Source organism: Rhizobium altiplani (assembly GCF_001542405.1).
Taxonomy (GTDB): domain Bacteria; phylum Pseudomonadota; class Alphaproteobacteria; order Rhizobiales; family Rhizobiaceae; genus Rhizobium; species Rhizobium altiplani.
Map to the genome: position 1 here is coordinate 31,019 of NZ_LNCD01000062.1, position 15,485 is coordinate 46,503.

Annotated in this window: 13 protein-coding genes; 4 read left to right on the forward strand and 9 right to left on the reverse strand. The window is 55.3% G+C overall.

Annotated features, from left to right (window positions below; translation table 11 throughout):
* The first annotated feature begins 14 nt into the window (after nucleotides 1–14).
* A complete protein-coding gene (locus tag AS026_RS13065) occupies nucleotides 15–608 on the forward strand; it encodes an adenylate kinase (protein ID WP_062369830.1) in 594 nt (197 codons plus the stop codon).
* A gap of 593 nt (nucleotides 609–1,201) precedes the next feature.
* Here the strand turns inward: AS026_RS13065 and AS026_RS13070 are convergent.
* A complete protein-coding gene (locus AS026_RS13070; RefSeq protein ID WP_062369831.1) occupies nucleotides 1,202–1,663 on the reverse strand; it encodes an Lrp/AsnC family transcriptional regulator in 462 nt (153 codons plus the stop codon).
* Nucleotides 1,664–1,794: 131 nt separating this feature from the next.
* Here AS026_RS13070 and alr point away from each other — a divergent pair, with 131 nt between their 5' ends.
* Together alr and AS026_RS13080 are read left to right on the forward strand one after the other, a co-directional pair.
* Entirely contained in the window at nucleotides 1,795–2,928 is a 1,134-nt protein-coding gene (gene alr / locus AS026_RS13075) for an alanine racemase (RefSeq protein WP_245307473.1), read from the forward strand.
* Between the two features lie 31 nt (nucleotides 2,929–2,959).
* Complete coding sequence (locus tag AS026_RS13080; RefSeq protein ID WP_062369832.1) at nucleotides 2,960–4,261, forward strand: D-amino acid dehydrogenase; 1,302 nt, start codon at nucleotides 2,960–2,962, stop codon at nucleotides 4,259–4,261.
* 228 nt (nucleotides 4,262–4,489) lie between these two features.
* Here AS026_RS13080 and AS026_RS13085 read toward each other — a convergent pair whose 3' ends face one another.
* The 7 genes from AS026_RS13085 to AS026_RS13115 all read right to left on the reverse strand — a co-directional run bounded on the left by AS026_RS13085 (nucleotide 4,490) and on the right by AS026_RS13115 (nucleotide 12,489).
* On the reverse strand, nucleotides 4,490–5,368 hold the full coding sequence (locus AS026_RS13085; protein ID WP_245307475.1) for an alpha/beta fold hydrolase: 879 nt from the start codon (nucleotides 5,366–5,368) through the stop codon (nucleotides 4,490–4,492).
* Between the two features lie 309 nt (nucleotides 5,369–5,677).
* The gene (locus AS026_RS13090) at nucleotides 5,678–8,137 is read right to left on the reverse strand and encodes a GcvT family protein (protein ID WP_205634465.1); all 2,460 of its coding nucleotides are present in this window, start codon (nucleotides 8,135–8,137) and stop codon (nucleotides 5,678–5,680) included.
* A gap of 228 nt (nucleotides 8,138–8,365) precedes the next feature.
* Nucleotides 8,366–9,265, reverse strand: a complete 900-nt coding sequence (gene folD / locus AS026_RS13095; RefSeq protein WP_062369834.1) for a bifunctional methylenetetrahydrofolate dehydrogenase/methenyltetrahydrofolate cyclohydrolase FolD — start codon at nucleotides 9,263–9,265, stop codon at nucleotides 8,366–8,368.
* Nucleotides 9,266–9,268: 3 nt separating this feature from the next.
* Complete coding sequence (purU, locus tag AS026_RS13100) at nucleotides 9,269–10,153, reverse strand: formyltetrahydrofolate deformylase (RefSeq protein ID WP_062369835.1); 885 nt, start codon at nucleotides 10,151–10,153, stop codon at nucleotides 9,269–9,271.
* 80 nt (nucleotides 10,154–10,233) lie between these two features.
* Nucleotides 10,234–11,163, reverse strand: a complete 930-nt coding sequence (locus AS026_RS13105) for an electron transfer flavoprotein subunit alpha/FixB family protein (protein WP_062369836.1) — start codon at nucleotides 11,161–11,163, stop codon at nucleotides 10,234–10,236.
* An 18-nt stretch (nucleotides 11,164–11,181) separates the two neighbouring features.
* Entirely contained in the window at nucleotides 11,182–11,928 is a 747-nt protein-coding gene (locus AS026_RS13110) for an electron transfer flavoprotein subunit beta/FixA family protein (RefSeq protein WP_062369837.1), read from the reverse strand.
* A gap of 36 nt (nucleotides 11,929–11,964) precedes the next feature.
* Nucleotides 11,965–12,489 carry a thioesterase family protein gene (locus tag AS026_RS13115; RefSeq protein WP_062369838.1) on the reverse strand — a complete coding sequence of 175 codons (525 nt, stop codon included), beginning with the start codon at nucleotides 12,487–12,489 and terminating at the stop codon, nucleotides 11,965–11,967.
* A 231-nt stretch (nucleotides 12,490–12,720) separates the two neighbouring features.
* On the opposite strand from AS026_RS13115, the gene AS026_RS13120 reads away from it, so the two are divergent.
* Complete coding sequence (locus AS026_RS13120; protein ID WP_062369839.1) at nucleotides 12,721–13,674, forward strand: LysR family transcriptional regulator; 954 nt, start codon at nucleotides 12,721–12,723, stop codon at nucleotides 13,672–13,674.
* A gap of 55 nt (nucleotides 13,675–13,729) precedes the next feature.
* Here the strand turns inward: AS026_RS13120 and lhpI are convergent, their stop codons facing one another.
* Complete coding sequence (lhpI, locus tag AS026_RS13125; RefSeq protein WP_062369840.1) at nucleotides 13,730–15,478, reverse strand: cis-3-hydroxy-L-proline dehydratase; 1,749 nt, start codon at nucleotides 15,476–15,478, stop codon at nucleotides 13,730–13,732.
* Nucleotides 15,479–15,485 lie beyond the last annotated feature (7 nt).

The following is a 15,485-nucleotide window of genomic DNA, read 5'->3' on the forward strand; positions in this document are numbered from 1 at the left end:
ATCGGCTGACATTAATGAGAGTTGTTTTTCTTGGTCCTCCCGGTGCCGGCAAAGGCACGCAAGCATCGCTTCTGGCGAAAGCTAAGAGCATTCCCGCCCTCTCAACAGGCGATATTTTGCGAGCGGCCATAGAAGGTCGAACCTCCATTGGAACGATCGCGAAAGGTTATGTCGATAGCGGCGGCCTGGTTCCAGATGAAGTCGTTGTCGGAGTGGTAAAGGAGAGGCTCGCTTATCCTGACGCGTCAGCTGGCTTCATTCTCGATGGCTTCCCAAGAACATTGGCCCAGGCCGCCTCGTTGGACGATATCTTAGCCGACGCCGGTATGCGGATCGACCTCACGGTCGAGTTGACGGTGGACGACTCGCAGTTACTCTCAAGGATACAAAGGCGAGCGGAGATCGACGCTGCTTCTGGGCGAAAAGTCCGTTCTGACGACAATAGAGAATCGTTTGAGATTCGAATGAACGCCTACCGGCAGGCAACCAAGCCACTGTCTGAATATTACGAAAATCAGGGGAAGCTGGTTCGGATAAATGGTTTAGCTTCAGTCGAGGACATTGCGGCAGATATCGGCGCGGCCGTAGCCGCGTGTTCCTGGCGATAGTATCCGAGGATGCCACGCAGCATTTCCGGCATCGCTCAAGGAGACCAGCGCGGATTTTACAGATGTAGGAGGGACCACGGGAAGGCAGAGGAACGGGTATCTCTGAAGCATTCAATAAAACTGAAATCTGCTAGCATCGTTGTCGGAGCAGCGGTTGTATCATGCGTTACGGTCGGCTTTGTAAGCTACGACCTCGGCAGCAAGGGCTTGGTAGAAGCCAGCAAGATGGGTTCGCGGTCGATTGCGAATTCTGAAGCGCGATCTCGCTACCCAGAATCAACGGGTGAACAAGCGCTTGGCGAGTTGTCGGGCAGCTTTGGCGAGGCGGCGGAAAATTTTCCGACGGCCATCTAGATCGGCGAAGCTAACAGGGAATTCTTCCAAAAGCCGGACTCATCCACAGAGGAGCGGGCTGGCCGCGAGGGATCGGTCGTCCGGCTTTGTATTTTTCAGACCGAACCGTTGATCCAATACCAGTCCGCCGGGACTGCCAGATTTTCTTCAATTGTCTCAAGCGTCTTCTGGCATCGTGAATGCCGATAACGAAACTGCGAACAAACACACATATTCAGCACGAAGGCCTCCTCTCATACCTAAACACGCTTCGGCTTCGTTGCGAGGACGTTCCTGATTGAAAAGCTTGAGTGGATTCTAAGGACTCCTGGCAACTTTGAGAGTATCTCCTTATGGATGCGCTCGAAGTCGCCAGCATTGGCAACTTCAACACGGAGCAGATAATCGGAGCCGCCCGTCATTAGAAAACATTCGCGGATCTCCGGATATCGTCGAACTGCTGCCTCGAAGCGGTCGAGGTGGTCCTCGGTCTGACGCTCAAGCGTAATGTTAATGATCACTGCGATGGTCGACTCGACGTTCGAGGTATCCACCAGAGCTGTGTAGCCGCGGATCACACCAGACACCTCCATGATCTTGATACGACGCATGCAGGCAGATGGGGACAATCCCACCTCCTCAGCTAGCCTCGCGTTCGATGTCCGAGCATCGAGACGAAGAAGGCGGATTATGTTGCGATCAATTGCGTCTAATGACGGCACGATGGATTCCTCAAAATCTTAATGGTTCCAACTTCAAAACACGCCTTTTTCGAATAATCAAATCGTATTTGCTGAGAAATTCGAAGATAATTTCAATAGCATTCGAGAGATCACACTACGGGGACGAGAACTTGCAAACAGTACGATCAAGCGAGCTGCATATCGACGATGTCGGTTGCGTAGATGGTGCCACCGGCTATCTCACCATCGACCTTGGGGCTTTGGGTCGCAATTACCTAGCTCTGTCGCACAGAGCTGGACCGAATGGTGCGGCAGCCGTTGTTAAAGCCGACGCATACGGCCTTGGGGCCGAGCGCGTGGCGAAGACCGTCTACGAGCGCGGATGCCGGCACTTCTTCGTCGCGCAGTTTATGGAGGCGGCGAAGCTTCGCCCTGCCCTGCCTCAAGACGCCAGTATTCTCGTTCTGAATGGGCTGCAGCCTGGCAATGAAGACATCTGCGCATATGAGAATATTGTTCCCGTTATAAACTCGATGGAGCAGTGGCGGAACTGGTCAAGAACCGCACGCGAGCTCGGGCGCAGACTGCCCGCAGCGTTACAGTTCGACACGGGCATGTCGCGTCTCGGGTTTCCGCCTGAGGAGCGTCCGCAGCTTGCCGCGGAGATCGCTCGCGGGACCGACATCGATATCCTCTTCCTGATGAGCCATCTTGCTTCAGCCGATAAAGCGGAGAGCATCCAGAACTGGGAGCAACTCGAAGAGTTACGCGCGATCGCGGAGGAGTTCCCGGGCCACAAGCTGTCCTTCGCAAATTCAGGCGGATTGTTCCTTGGCAACCCCTACCGCGTGGGTCTCGCCCGGCCGGGTGTCGCTCTCTATGGGGGAGTTCCATCGGATTATCCCAGTTCAATTGAAGCGGTCGTTCGTCTCGACGTGGCCGTGATTCAAACCCGCACTGTTCCTGCCGGCACCAAGGTGGGTTATGGGGGCGTCCATGTCACCCACAAGGAAACTCGGCTCGCCACCATTGCCGCGGGATACGCTGATGGCCTGCCCCGCTCACTGAGCGACCGCGGCGCGGTTTTCTTTGACGGCGTTCGACTGCCAGTCGTCGGCCGAGTGTCCATGGACAGCATCACAATAGACATCAGCGCCCTTCCCGATGGCACGATTCGCTTGGGCTCCCTCGTGGAGGTGATCGGTCCCAATCGCACCCTAGAGGACGTCGCATCGGAGGCCGGAACGATCTCCTATGAAATTCTGACCGGCCTCGGCCATCGCTATCATCGTCAATATCGTTAATGGCCGGAAGAGCCAAATCAAAGAGGGTATCATGAAAGTCGCAGTTCTCGGCGCAGGGATCATCGGCGTCACGTCCGCGTACCAGTTGGCGAAGGCCGGGCACGAAGTCGTTGTCATCGACCGCCAGACTGGGCCAGCGCTCGAAACGAGCTTTGCCAACGCCGGCGAGGTTTCCTTCGGATATTGCTCTCCCTGGGCTGCTCCTGGCATTCCTCAGAAGGCGTTGAAATGGATCTTCATGAAGCACGCGCCGCTTATCCTTCGGCCTAAGTTTGATCCAGCAATGCTCGCCTGGATGACGAGAATGCTGGCGAACTGTACTTCCGAACGCTATGCACTGAACAAAAGCCGAATGCTGCGCCTCTCCGATTATAGCCGCCATGCGCTTGCCACGCTTCGAGACGAAACGGGGATTGCCTATGACGAGCGCATGCGGGGGACGCTACAGCTATTCCGCACGCAGGCGCAGGTCGACGCTTCAGCGAAGGACGTCAAGGCGCTCGCAGCGGATGGTATCCCCTATGAGGTGCTCGATCGCGATGGCTGCATTCGATGCGAACCTGCGCTCGGACATGTCCGCGAGAAGATCGTCGGCGGCCTACTCACTCCGAACGATGAAACCGGAGATTGCTTCAAGTTCACGAACGCTCTTTCAAGGAAGGCGGAAGAGCTCGGAGTTCGCTTCTCATACGGCACGAAGATCAATGGCCTGGACGTAGAAGCCGGACGGGTCAAGGGCGTTCTGACGGATAGCGGGCGGGTCGCTGCCGACGCAGTCGTCGTCGCTCTTGGAAGCTATTCTCCTCTCCTTGTGAAGCCCTTCGGCATCAAGCTCCCAGTATATCCGGTCAAGGGCTATTCCCTGACTGTTCCAATTATCGACGCGACCCGGTCGCCAGAGTCAACGGTCATGGACGAGACATACAAAATTGCGATCACCCGTCTTGGCGACAGAATCCGCGTCGGCGGGATGGCAGAGATTTCCGGCTATACCAACGATCTTGGCCAAGCACGCAGACGTACGCTCGAGCATTCCGTCACAGATCTCTTTCCGGGCGGCGATGTCGCGAAGGCGAGCTTCTGGTCAGGTCTCCGTCCGATGACCCCGGACGGCACCCCGGTTATCGGGCCGACCAAGGTCGCGGGCCTCTATCTAAACACCGGGCATGGCACGCTCGGCTGGACAATGAGTACAGGGTCCGCGCTCGTCATCAGCGATCTTGTGAGCGGACGACGCTCTGAAATCGACGCTGCCGGCCTTGCTATAAGTCGCTACACTTCCGTCAAGAGTGCTAAGCAGCAAGACATGATCTTCCCATCAAGAATTTTTTGAAGCATTGCGTAGACGACCCAGCGCTTCAACAGGTCAATGTGCCCGCAAGCCAACGGCCCAGCCGCGGGAGTACTGGATGCAGTCCAAGCGTCCAAGAAGTCGATGGTGGGTAGATGAGGTGTCAGAGCCAATTGTCGGCGCAAATGCGGGTCACTTGTCAGCGCAAATCAACATCTTGGTTACCGAGCAGGGAAGCCCCTGTCCAAAGCGACAGGGGCAGTCTCAAAACTACTTGATAGTCTTGAGATATTCGTCGAGGTATCCATTAAACAGAGGCGCGTCCTCCCAGAACGACATATGCTTCGGCATAATTTTCCGCATTGCCGAAGGAGTGTTGGCTTTCGACCACGCGGGCATGGTGTCTTTCCAGTCCTCACGAACAACGTAGAGAAGCGGAACCTTGCCTTCCATACCTTTCAGGTCGTCACGATAATTTTGATAGGCTGACGACTCGTTCAGGAGAGCAGCCACGCCAGACGATGTCATGTTGGAAATTCTTGTAATCCAATCCAAGTATTCCGGCGTAGCATTCTTGACCATCCACTGTGCGAATTCCGTATTATTTTTTTCGCGATCAATCAGCGGGCCTTGGGTGAAGTACTCACGAAAGCCATCGTGGTCATCCTGGTTGTACCAAACCCAATCCTTTGTGTTATCCACGCCAAGACCCGAGGGCGCAGCATCAATCATGATAAAGCCCTTTAGATTGCTGTTCCCGTACTGATGGACATACGAAAGAACATCGAAGCCACCACATGACCATCCGCCGAGAATGATATTTTTCAAACCGAGTTTCTCGATGAAAAGAGCGAGGTCACGGCCGTGTTGTTCGTAGAAATTGCCCTCACTGGTATGCGTGGACTGACCCTGGCTTCTTGGGTCATAGGAAATGAATTTGTAGGTCTTTGAATCGGCGAAATGAGCCATCTGCTTTTCAAAAACATCGGCTGCCATGGTCCACCCGGGCACAAAAAGAACGACCTGATCACCCCGCCCGGCGGTCTGATAATGGATTGTTAGGTCGTCAGAGAGCTTAACGAACTCTGCGTTTGCCGGAATGGCGAAGGCTGCAAACACTGCTGCTGCTAGCCACGTTATCATTTTCATTGAACCGTTCTCCTCTTGTTAGTTGGCCTACTTTTTTTGGCCGTTCCGCTGCTGCCACACCTCTTCGCGGAGAAGGGTGGCATAGAAGTGCTTGCCCGCGATCAATGACAGCGAGAACGAAGAAAGCGTCCGCACCCGCGACGGGCGCACCGAACGTCATCGATTGGCAACAACGGAGAGGAGCGAGGTGCCTCTGGGCGAATGCCACAGCGCCTTCTGTATGCTCACTGGCGCTTCCGAGAAATGCTTTCCCGGAAGCGGTTTGCTATCTAGAACAGTCTTGTAGAACTCGTGCTCAGCACCGCACACTCAAGCCCTCAGGCGTTCATTGGCAGGGTCATAAATCGGATCGCCCAAAACGATTGCCTTGTAGCGTTCGCCATTCATTTCGATGTCGAATGTTGCGTCCTTGGCTGCGAATTCCGGCTCGACATAGACGAAGGCCAGGTTCTTGCCAACTGCATGGCCAAAGCCACCCGATGTAACTGAGCCGATGATGCGGTCGCCGGAATACACTGGCTCCTGACCAATTACGTCGAGATGCGGAGCATCGACTGTCACGTAAGCGAGCTTGATCTTCACCCCTTCGGCGAGGCGCTTCTCAATTCCGGCCTTGCCAACGAAGTTTTCCTTCTTAAGCGAGTAGAAGCGGTCCATATCGGCTTCGACAAGTGAGATTTCGTTCGTCAGTTCAGAACCGAAGCCACGGTAAGCTTTTTCCATGCGCAAGCAGTTCAGGGCATACAGGCCGAAGTCCCTGATGCCGTGATCTGCACCGGCCTTCATCAGTGAGAGGTAAACCTTGCGCAGAGCACCAATTGGGACGTGGAGTTCCCAGCCTAGCTCACCGGCGTAGGAAATTCTCAGCGCGCGGACACTTGCGCCTTCGATCTGAATAGTGCGGGCTTTCAGCCATGGGAACGCGGCCGTGCTGAGATCCGCATCGGTGATACGAGACAGAACGTCACGAGTCCGAGGACCCGAGACAACCAACACACCGTAGTTCTCGGTAATGTCCGCAATCTTCACCTCCTCGTCCGGGTCTTGAGCCGCGCTAAGGAGGTTGAAGTCGCGCACCTGCATGGAACCGGCGCTCGTCATATAGAAAAGCTGCTCATCGATGCGCGTGACAGTGATTTCGGCGTCGATTTCCCCCCCGTGGGTAAGGAGATGGCAAAGCGCGATATCGCCGGCCTTCTTCGGGGCTCGGTTTGCAAAGGTGCGATTGATGAACGCTTCAGCGTCAGCTCCGCTGACTTCGAACTTGGAAAAGCTCGAAAGGTCGAGAACTCCGATTGATTCACGGACGGCCCTGCACTCTGCCGCAACCTTATTGAACGAGCTGTTTTGGCTGTAGCTCATGTGTTCCGGTTCGCCGTTAGAGAAGTATTTTACGCGCTCCCAACCCATCGATTCGCCGAATTGCGCGCCCTTTGCAGCCAGTTCTTCATGAATAGGGGAAACGCGCAATGGGCGGCCGCTCTTGTAGTAATAACCCGGCGGGTGCAGGTCATACATGTGCGACGAGGCTTCGATCGTGCGCTCCCGCACCCAATCGCTGTTGTGGATGTCGCCATAGCGGCGCGGATCGAGACCTGTCATGCTGATATCGGCGGCACCATGGACCATCCACTGCGCCAAGTATTTACTGCAGCCGGGACCCTGGGCAATACCTGTCGTGGAACCGCAGTTGAGCCAGACGTTTTTCAGTCCGGGGGCTGGACCAACCAGCGGTACAAGGTCCGGGGTGTGTGCGATAAAGCCAGAAATCACGCGGCGAACGCCAACGCTTCCAAAGAGCGGCATGCGTTCCATCATTTGTTCGAGCCAAGGTGCGATATGGTCGAGGTCTGGTGGAAGAAGATCCATATCAAACGACCACGGAACATCGTTTGTGTGGAGTCGGATTCCAGCAGTCTCGTAGGGCCCGCCCAACAACCCCTTCTGCTCCTGCCGCATGTAAGAGGAAGAGCCGGGGTCACGAACAACCGGCAATTCGCCGGGACGATCGCGGAGTTCCTCCACCGGATCGGTAACAAGGTACTGATGAACCACGTTCACAAGCGGAACCTTGAGTCCGAGCCAGTTGCCAACCTTTGTGGTAAAGAAGCCGGCAGCAATCACGAGGTGCTCACATGTGATGTTGCCCTTGTCGGTATACACGGTCCATCCGTCACCGGTTCGCTTAATATCGGAGGCAAGCGTGTGCTTGTAGATCGTGGCGCCAAGGGCACGCGCCGCGATGGCAAACGCGTTGGTGGCGCTCGTGGGGTCTACGTGACCATCATTGGGAGTGTAGGTGCCACCAACGACATCGTGAAGCTCGAGATAAGGATGAAGCTTTCGGATTTCATCGAGCCCAACGACATGAGCCTCAACGCCAGCTTGACGCGCAATCCCGACAACGTTTTTATGCCAGTTCAACTCGTCTTGGTCGCGTGCAAGTCGAATGCCACCGGCCTTGTGCCATCCCGTCGCCTGTCCAGTTTCCTTCTCAAGGGAACTGTACATCTTAATGCCCTCATCGCAAATTTTTGCGAAGTTGAGACTCCCGTTGAAGTGCGGGCATTGTCCAGCGGCGTGCCACGTCGTCCCGGACGTCAGTTCGCCTTTTTCGATGAGGACGACGTCGGTCCAACCCTCGCGCGCGAGATAGTAAAGCGTGCTCACGCCGTGGATACCGCCGCCTAATACTAGTACTCGTGCATGCGACTTCATGGTTTTAAACCCTCCAAATAGACGCCTAGAGGATAGGAACCGACGAGACATTCTCGCAAGCAACGATATCTAATAGCTCAATTACCTACGCTAATATTGGAAGTGTGTCATGCAAGTTTGGTAGGCAAGGCTGTCATGAGGTTCGCTAGACGCCCTATGCGACATGCCGCGTCAGCGGACGCGGCATGACCTTATATTTGAGATGGTAGGATACGGAGGCAGTCCGTAAGGGGCAACGATCAAAGAAGGGATCCCTGCCTTGCGGAAGGCCCAAACTTCTCAGAAGCTTGGCGCGATAGCACCGGTCAAGCGATAGGCCGCAATGATTGTATTTGCCATAAGCATCGCGATGGTCATGGGCCCGACACCACCAGGCACCGGTGTTATAACCGCGGCAGTTTCGGAACATTCCTCAAAAGCCACATCTCCAACCAAACGGCTCTTGCCCTCGCCGCGCTCAGGCGAAGTGATCCGGTTGATGCCAACATCAATGACCGTCGCACCCGGTTTAACCCAATCATACCTTACCATTTGTGGACGCCCGACTGCCACGACCAAGATATCTGCTGTCCGGCATACAGCTGACAGGTCTCTGGTACGCGAGTGCGCAATTGTCACCGTCGCATTTGCATTCAAGAGCAGTTGGGCCATCGGCTTTCCGAACAAGTTTGATCTGCCGACAACAACCGCATGCAAACCGGATAGGTCTTCCCCATGCGTTTGCCTGACAAACACCATGGCTCCCGCCGGGGTACAGGAGACCAGACCAGTCTTCACGTCCCCTATAGCCAACTTCCCGGCGTTGACCACATTCAGGCCGTCGACGTCCTTTTCGGGAAGAATCGACTGTATAACGGGCTCGGACTTCAAGTGTTTCGGCAGAGGAAGTTGGACCAGGATCCCATGAATTGAAGGATCCTGGTTCAACGTTCCGACTAGTTCGAGCAATTCTTCCTGGGTCGTCTCTGAGGACAGAGTGTGCTGAACCGACGCAAACCCACATTCCTTGGCCATGCGGCTTTTTGCACCCACGTAGGCATGGCTTGCGGGGTCGTCACCCACGATCACCACTGCGAGGCCAGCTTTAACCCCACTTGTTCGACTGAGCTCGTTTGCCGCGTCCTTTACGCGCTCAATTACCGTGGAAGCTACCTTCTTTCCCTCGATAACGACTACCATGGGTCACCCCATACGCTCTGAGGCAAATGAGCCGGGGCTAGCCGGGAAGACGACGGTGCGGTTGCCGTTGATGAATGTCCTGTGATGGATGTGAGCATGAATCGCACGCGCCAGAACCTGGCTTTCGACATCGCGGCCGATCGAGACATAGTCGTCGGCGCTCTGCGCATGGGTGATGCGGGCCGTATCCTGCTCGATGATCGGACCTTCGTCGAGGTCGGCGGTGACATAGTGCGCCGTAGCGCCGATCAGCTTCACGCCGCGCTCGTAGGCCTGCTTGTAGGGGTTGGCGCCCTTGAAGCTCGGTAGGAACGAGTGGTGGATGTTGATGATCCGGCCGGACATCTTGCGGCACATCGCGTCCGAGAGAACCTGCATGTAACGGGCGAGCACGATCAGCTCGGTGCCGGTCTGCTCGACGAGATCGAGCAACTGCGCTTCCGCCTGCGGCTTGTTTTCCTTCGTCACCTTGATGTGGTGGAAGGGGATGTCGTGATTGACGACCACCTTCTGGTAGTCGAAATGATTAGAGACGACGCCGACGATGTCGATCGGCAGCGCGCCGATCTTCCAGCGATAGAGCAGATCGTTGAGGCAGTGGCCGAAGCGTGAGACCATCAGCATCACCTTCATTCGGTGCCGACTGTCGTGCAACTGCCAATGCATCTCGAACCGCTTCGCCACGGCTTCGAAACCTTCTGCGATCGCCGATTTGTCAGCGCCGACCTCAGATACAAACGTCAGGCGCATAAAAAAGAGCCCGGTCTCAAGATCATCGAACTGTGAGCTGTCAATGATATTGGCGCCGATCTCAGCCAAGTAGCCAGTGATAGCAGCAACTATGCCGCGCGTTGTCTTACATGTGATTGTCAGAACGTAGGCAGACATGAATGAACTCTCTTCAGGAAAATAAACTGCGGCCGCAACATTCAGTTGCAGCCGTACTCCACTTCGGTCGTATGCGGCTTTCAGAGCGCCTTCTGCAGGGCGGGCAAAACTTCGAACAGATCGCCAACAAGACCGTAGTCTGCGACCTGGAAGATTGGCGCCTCGTCATCCTTGTTGATCGCAACGATCACCTTGGAGTCCTTCATGCCGGCCAGATGCTGGATCGCGCCCGAAATACCACAAGCGATGTAGAGGTCTGGCGCTACAACCTTGCCTGTTTGACCCACCTGCCAATCGTTGGGCGCGTAACCGGCATCGACCGCGGCGCGGGAAGCCCCTACCGCTGCTCCAAGCTTGTCGGCAACGGGCAAAATTACCTCACGGAACTTTTCCGACGATCCCAGTGCCCGGCCACCCGAAATGATAATTTTTGCCGATGTCAGCTCGGGTCGGTCGGAAGACGACAAGGAGTCTGAAACATGCGACGATAGCTGCGGGTCGGCTGCCGCCGAGATGGGCTCGACGGCAGCCTGGTTGCCTTGGGAGGCAGAAGCAAAGGACGCAGTCCGCACAGTTATGACCTTTTTCGGATCGGTGGATTGGATCGTCTGTATAGCATTGCCGGCATAAATCGGCCGCTTGAAGGTATCATTCGAAATCACTTCGATGATCTCAGAGACTTGGGCGACGTCCAGAAGCGCTGCCACACGAGGCGCGACATTCTTCCCGACAGCCGTAGCCGCGGCGATAACCACCTCGTAGCTCGCGGCTAGCGCAACCACGAGCGCCGCAAGCGGCTCTGCTAGTTGGTTTGCTAGCGTCGCATCTTCAGCAAGTAGAACCTTGGAGACGCCCTTGAGGTTCGCGGCGGCATCTGCAGCAGCCTTGGCCTGTGCGCCGGCGACAAGGATGTGCACATCAGAGCCGATTTGCAGTGCTGCCGTGAGCGCTTTAGCCGTCTGGTCAGACAGGCTAGCGTTGTCGTGTTCAGCTATAAGAAGAATGGCCATATGATTTCCTCCGGATTTTTAGATTACGCCTGCGGCCTTAAGATTGGACACCAACTCCTCAACCGTCTTGACCTTAACGCCGGCCTTTCGACCCTCAGGCTCTTCCGTCTTGATAAGCTTCAGGCGGGCTTTGATATCGACCCCGAAATCATCTGGTGACCTCTTGTCGAGCGGCTTCTTTTTCGCCTTCATAATATTAGGAAGCGATGCGTATCGAGGTTCGTTCAGCCTGAGGTCGGTAGTGACAACGGCTGGCAGTTTCAGTTCGATTGTCTGTAAACCGCCATCCACCTCACGAGTGACAATCGCCTTGTCCGTTCCGATCTCGACCTTTGACGCAAATGTCCCTTGGGACCAGCCAAGCAAGGCAGAAAGCATCTGGCCGGTTTGGTTCGAATCATCGTCGATTGCCTGCTTTCCCACTATGATCAGGCCTGGCGCTTCTTCCAGGGCTACTCCCCGAACAATTTTCGCGACTGCCAAGGGCTCCACAGGCTCATCGGTCTCGACGAGGATTGCTCGGTCCGCTCCCATCGCGAGCGCGGTGCGCAGGGTCTCTTCAGCCTTGGCGGGACCAACGGAGACTACTACCACCTCTGACGCCTTCCCTGCCTCCTTGAGCCGTAAGGCTTCCTCGACGGAGATTTCATCGAAGGGGTTCATGGCCATCTTCACGTTTGCAAGGTCAACACCCGTCCCGTCCGCGGCCACACGAATCTTCACGTTGTAGTCGACGACCCTCTTGACCGTAACCAATATCTTCAACTTGCTTCTCCTCTAGTTTACCAAGCGGGCTATGCCCTACATTTCACCTGCGCTCGTTTGCCCCTCAGCGCTTCTCCGAATTGCAATCCGGCGGCCCGCACCCGGCGGACGGGACAGGTCTTTATCTTTGCTGAAAATGTGCACCAGGTTTGCGAGCTGATAGCGGCCGAAGGGATAGGGCTTGGGCCCCTCAGGCATCTTCTTCACATGAAGCAACATGCACTCATGGTACGCGCAAACCTGGCCCGCGCTATTTTGTAGTTCCATAAGAAGATGAACCGCCTTGTTGCTAAGATCCAATATCTGGAATGAGATACAGATACGGTCCCCTTCCAGTATCTCCCTCAGAAAGGTGGCGTGCGATTCCGCTGTATAGACTGTGCACGACGTTTCGGATCGGTACTCGTCGTTTACTTCGATCCTTTCAAAGAAGCTGACCTCTGATCTCGAAAAGAGCGTATGATAGCCAATGTCAGATAGATGTTGATTGAAATCGATCAGATCCGACGTCACAGCGATGTCGCTGAGAAGTGTGCGTGATATATTAGCGGTCTCGATCATGCGTCTCTGCTCTTCGGCTGGAATAGGGTGCGACTATCTCAGAAAGGACGAACCGACAGCAATTGATCTCTGTTGAGGTACGCATGAACCCAGTTAATGGTTGACGCCCTCACCGCTCGAAGAATTTCGGATCCGCTTCTCCAGTTGACAGGAACGTCGTCGATCTCGAAATTGGCCCGAAGCGGTTGCCATCACCGAGGAGGAGCAGCCAATACAAAAAGGGAACATACAATGAAGCAGCGTCTACCGTCTCTTCTCGCAATCCGATATTTTGAGGCAGTCGGACGCAATCTTAGCTTTACCTTGGCGGCGAACGAGTTGAACGTTACCCAAGCGGCTGTCAGCCACCAGGTTCGCCTTTTGGAACAAGAGCTTGGTGCGAAGCTTTTCACCAGACTTCATCAACGGATTGAGCTCACAAAGCAAGGGATTGAGCTACTTGAAGTTGCGACCGAGTGCTTCGACAAGCTGTCCGATGTCACGAACTCAATGTCCGGTCGAACGCAGGCATCGAGAATTCATCTTAGTGTGTCGCCCCTGCTTTCCGCAGGAATCTTGATGCCGCGGATCGGTGACTTCTTGAACGAGGAAAAGGGCACAGAGATCATTTTCCACCATTCGTTGGCTCCGCCAAGCGAGCGGGAGCCATCCTCCGATATCAAGATCTTTTTCTCCCATACCCCTCTGATCAACGACTCGTACGAATATCTGTTCAAGGACGGTTTGATCCCGATGTGCGTCCCGGCGCTTTGGCGGGGACATGAAGATCAAACGCCAGCCGCGTATCTCCAGAATGTCAGCATCGTGCATGAATTTGACTATCAGTGGTGGGAAGAATGGTGCGAACGAGCCGGTGTAGACAAGAGCGTAGTTCAAAGGGGAATAGCGTTGGATGACCCGTCCGTTCTTGAGAATGCAGCCCTTCTTGGTCGCGGCGTGATTCTGGGATCCAAGAGATTCCTTGCCGACAGGCTACAGTCAGGTGAACTTATCACGCCCTTAGGGGCGAAGAATTGCATCGCCATCTACTACTATCTCTTCAGCGGGTCCGCGAGCCGCAGGCGTGACGTTGCAAAATTCGCAAAATGGATACGCGCAATCAGCAAAGAGATTCGCGAAAAGGACGAGAGAGAAGAGCTAGCGGAGCGCCTCGCGGAAGAAACGACGCCAAATAGGATCGCATAGCTCTCGGTGTTCGGGCCGGCCTGTAGAAAACAGGCTGGCCTCGATACCGACCGCGTTAGTTTTCGGATCTCAGCCAACTCGGTGTCGACAACCTATTTGTGCCTGCACAAGCTGCGTCAACGCAGGCAGCCAGGCTTCCAAAATGGAAAGACCTCCCTGTCAGGCCCGGGCCATAATGCGCATATTTTCCCGAATTGGTCATGACGGTTCGCGTGCGGGGAGGAATTACTGGATCGGTGATCATACACCAGCATGTGTCAGTAACGAAGCGGACACCGAATCTCTCCAATTGGTCGATCAGACCTTCTTGCTTCGCACTATCGTAGACGACCCTATTGGTTGCGACGACAAGCGTTACCCTTTCGCTTTTCGTTCGGTCACGACAAAGGGCCGATAGCTTCCATATTTCGGTCAGCGAGAAATGCGGATTGCCAAGCGAGACAAGATCAACATCGGTCTGGGTCGCCGAATTCAGTTCACTCCACTCTGACGCCAGCCGCGAACGGTCGAGAACTACGCGGTCGACAGACTCCGCACTGCTTTCCATCAATCTCAAGATTGCAGGAGCTTCCGGCGTCACTCCAACGATATGAAACATCGGTGCACTGGACGTTGTCGCGAACGCCGCGCCGAACGCTTTGAGATCGTCCAGGCTCATCGAATTCTTCTTCAACCCCGCCACCAAAGGAATTCGGCTCCCCGCGATCGCGCCGACGGTGTAACCTAGAAGCGGGAAGAACGCGTCATCGGCACCGTCAAATGTCGGCACCTCGATGATCACGCCGGGCTTGCGGTGTTCGTCGACATAGGGCCCCGCCAACGGCGCGCGACCTGTCATGGCTACGGCAACATCCAGAAAATCAGGATATTTCATCGTTCGAGCGCCTAAGACGCTGTTTGCGAAGACAACTGCGTTGGATTCCGACCACGCCACATTAGCCCCAAACCCTGGCTGTTGCCCCAGCAAGTACGGAGCGCATGTGAATGTCGGTTGCGCGCCCATCGCGACATAGAGGTTTGCCAATCTGTCAGCTGGCGCTCCAAGCGACTCTTCAATCCCTTGCGCCCGCCAACGCTTCTGATCGACCGAAATCGCGTTTAGGGTTGTCGGAACGCTGACCCGGCCACCCCAGTCTTTCATTTTTTCTGCGAATTTGAGAGAGGCCGGTCCGGTGTATATGCACGCATCCACGTGCGCCTGCGTCACGTCGATGAGACGGGATGCACCTTGGACTTGAGAGATGCGCGAAATAATCCGCATGGCCACTTGTATGGCCTTGCCATATCTGCCCGCAAGAAAAGCACTATCGGTCTCGGACAATTGGATTTCTGGAAGCGAACTGACGGCGCGGGCGGCCTCAGGGTCGGTACCGGCGGCCTCTCCTATTTTAACACGCCCATCTTCGACTGCGACATATTCGGACCTCCGTACTGACTCAAAGTCATCTGGCGTCAAGACAACTATGGGTATTGACCTTCCGAACATCTCTTCGGCGACAATCACTCCCAGTGTGAGAATGTCTTCATTCCGTTTGAAGATAACAGCTTTTGGCGCCCGACCATTCAGGAGCAATTCCAGCATGATGGCGCTTCCCGAGCAGGAGCCACGTCCGCTCGGAATGACGAGGACACGATCCGTCAATACTTGGCCGCTAAGCGGATGATGCCGATCTACGATTTCTCCTGAGTTGGGATCAACGCCGCCGAAGAAGCTCAGCTCGAGGTCGCTGGCGAGTACTTCGCCTTCAGCGTGTCCTTTAACATGGCAGGTTCCTTCGTATGTCCCGGTACCCGCAGATGTCATCGCGATC

Bases quoted from the DNA above. Each gene is read 5' to 3' on its own strand.
- AS026_RS13065 (WP_062369830.1), top strand. From the start codon at position 15: ATGAGAGTTGTTTTTCTTGGTCCTCCCGGTGCCGGCAAAGGCACGCAA.
- AS026_RS13080 (WP_062369832.1), top strand. From the start codon at position 2,960: ATGAAAGTCGCAGTTCTCGGCGCAGGGATCATCGGCGTCACGTCCGCG.
- AS026_RS13085 (WP_245307475.1), bottom strand. From the start codon at position 5,368: ATGAAAATGATAACGTGGCTAGCAGCAGCAGTGTTTGCAGCCTTCGCC.
- AS026_RS13090 (WP_205634465.1), bottom strand. From the start codon at position 8,137: ATGTCTCGTCGGTTCCTATCCTCTAGGCGTCTATTTGGAGGGTTTAAA.
- folD (WP_062369834.1), bottom strand. From the start codon at position 9,265: ATGGTAGTCGTTATCGAGGGAAAGAAGGTAGCTTCCACGGTAATTGAG.
- purU (WP_062369835.1), bottom strand. From the start codon at position 10,153: ATGTCTGCCTACGTTCTGACAATCACATGTAAGACAACGCGCGGCATA.
- AS026_RS13105 (WP_062369836.1), bottom strand. From the start codon at position 11,163: ATGGCCATTCTTCTTATAGCTGAACACGACAACGCTAGCCTGTCTGAC.
- AS026_RS13115 (WP_062369838.1), bottom strand. From the start codon at position 12,489: ATGATCGAGACCGCTAATATATCACGCACACTTCTCAGCGACATCGCT.
- AS026_RS13120 (WP_062369839.1), top strand. From the start codon at position 12,721: ATGAAGCAGCGTCTACCGTCTCTTCTCGCAATCCGATATTTTGAGGCA.
- lhpI (WP_062369840.1), bottom strand. From the start codon at position 15,478: ATGACATCTGCGGGTACCGGGACATACGAAGGAACCTGCCATGTTAAA.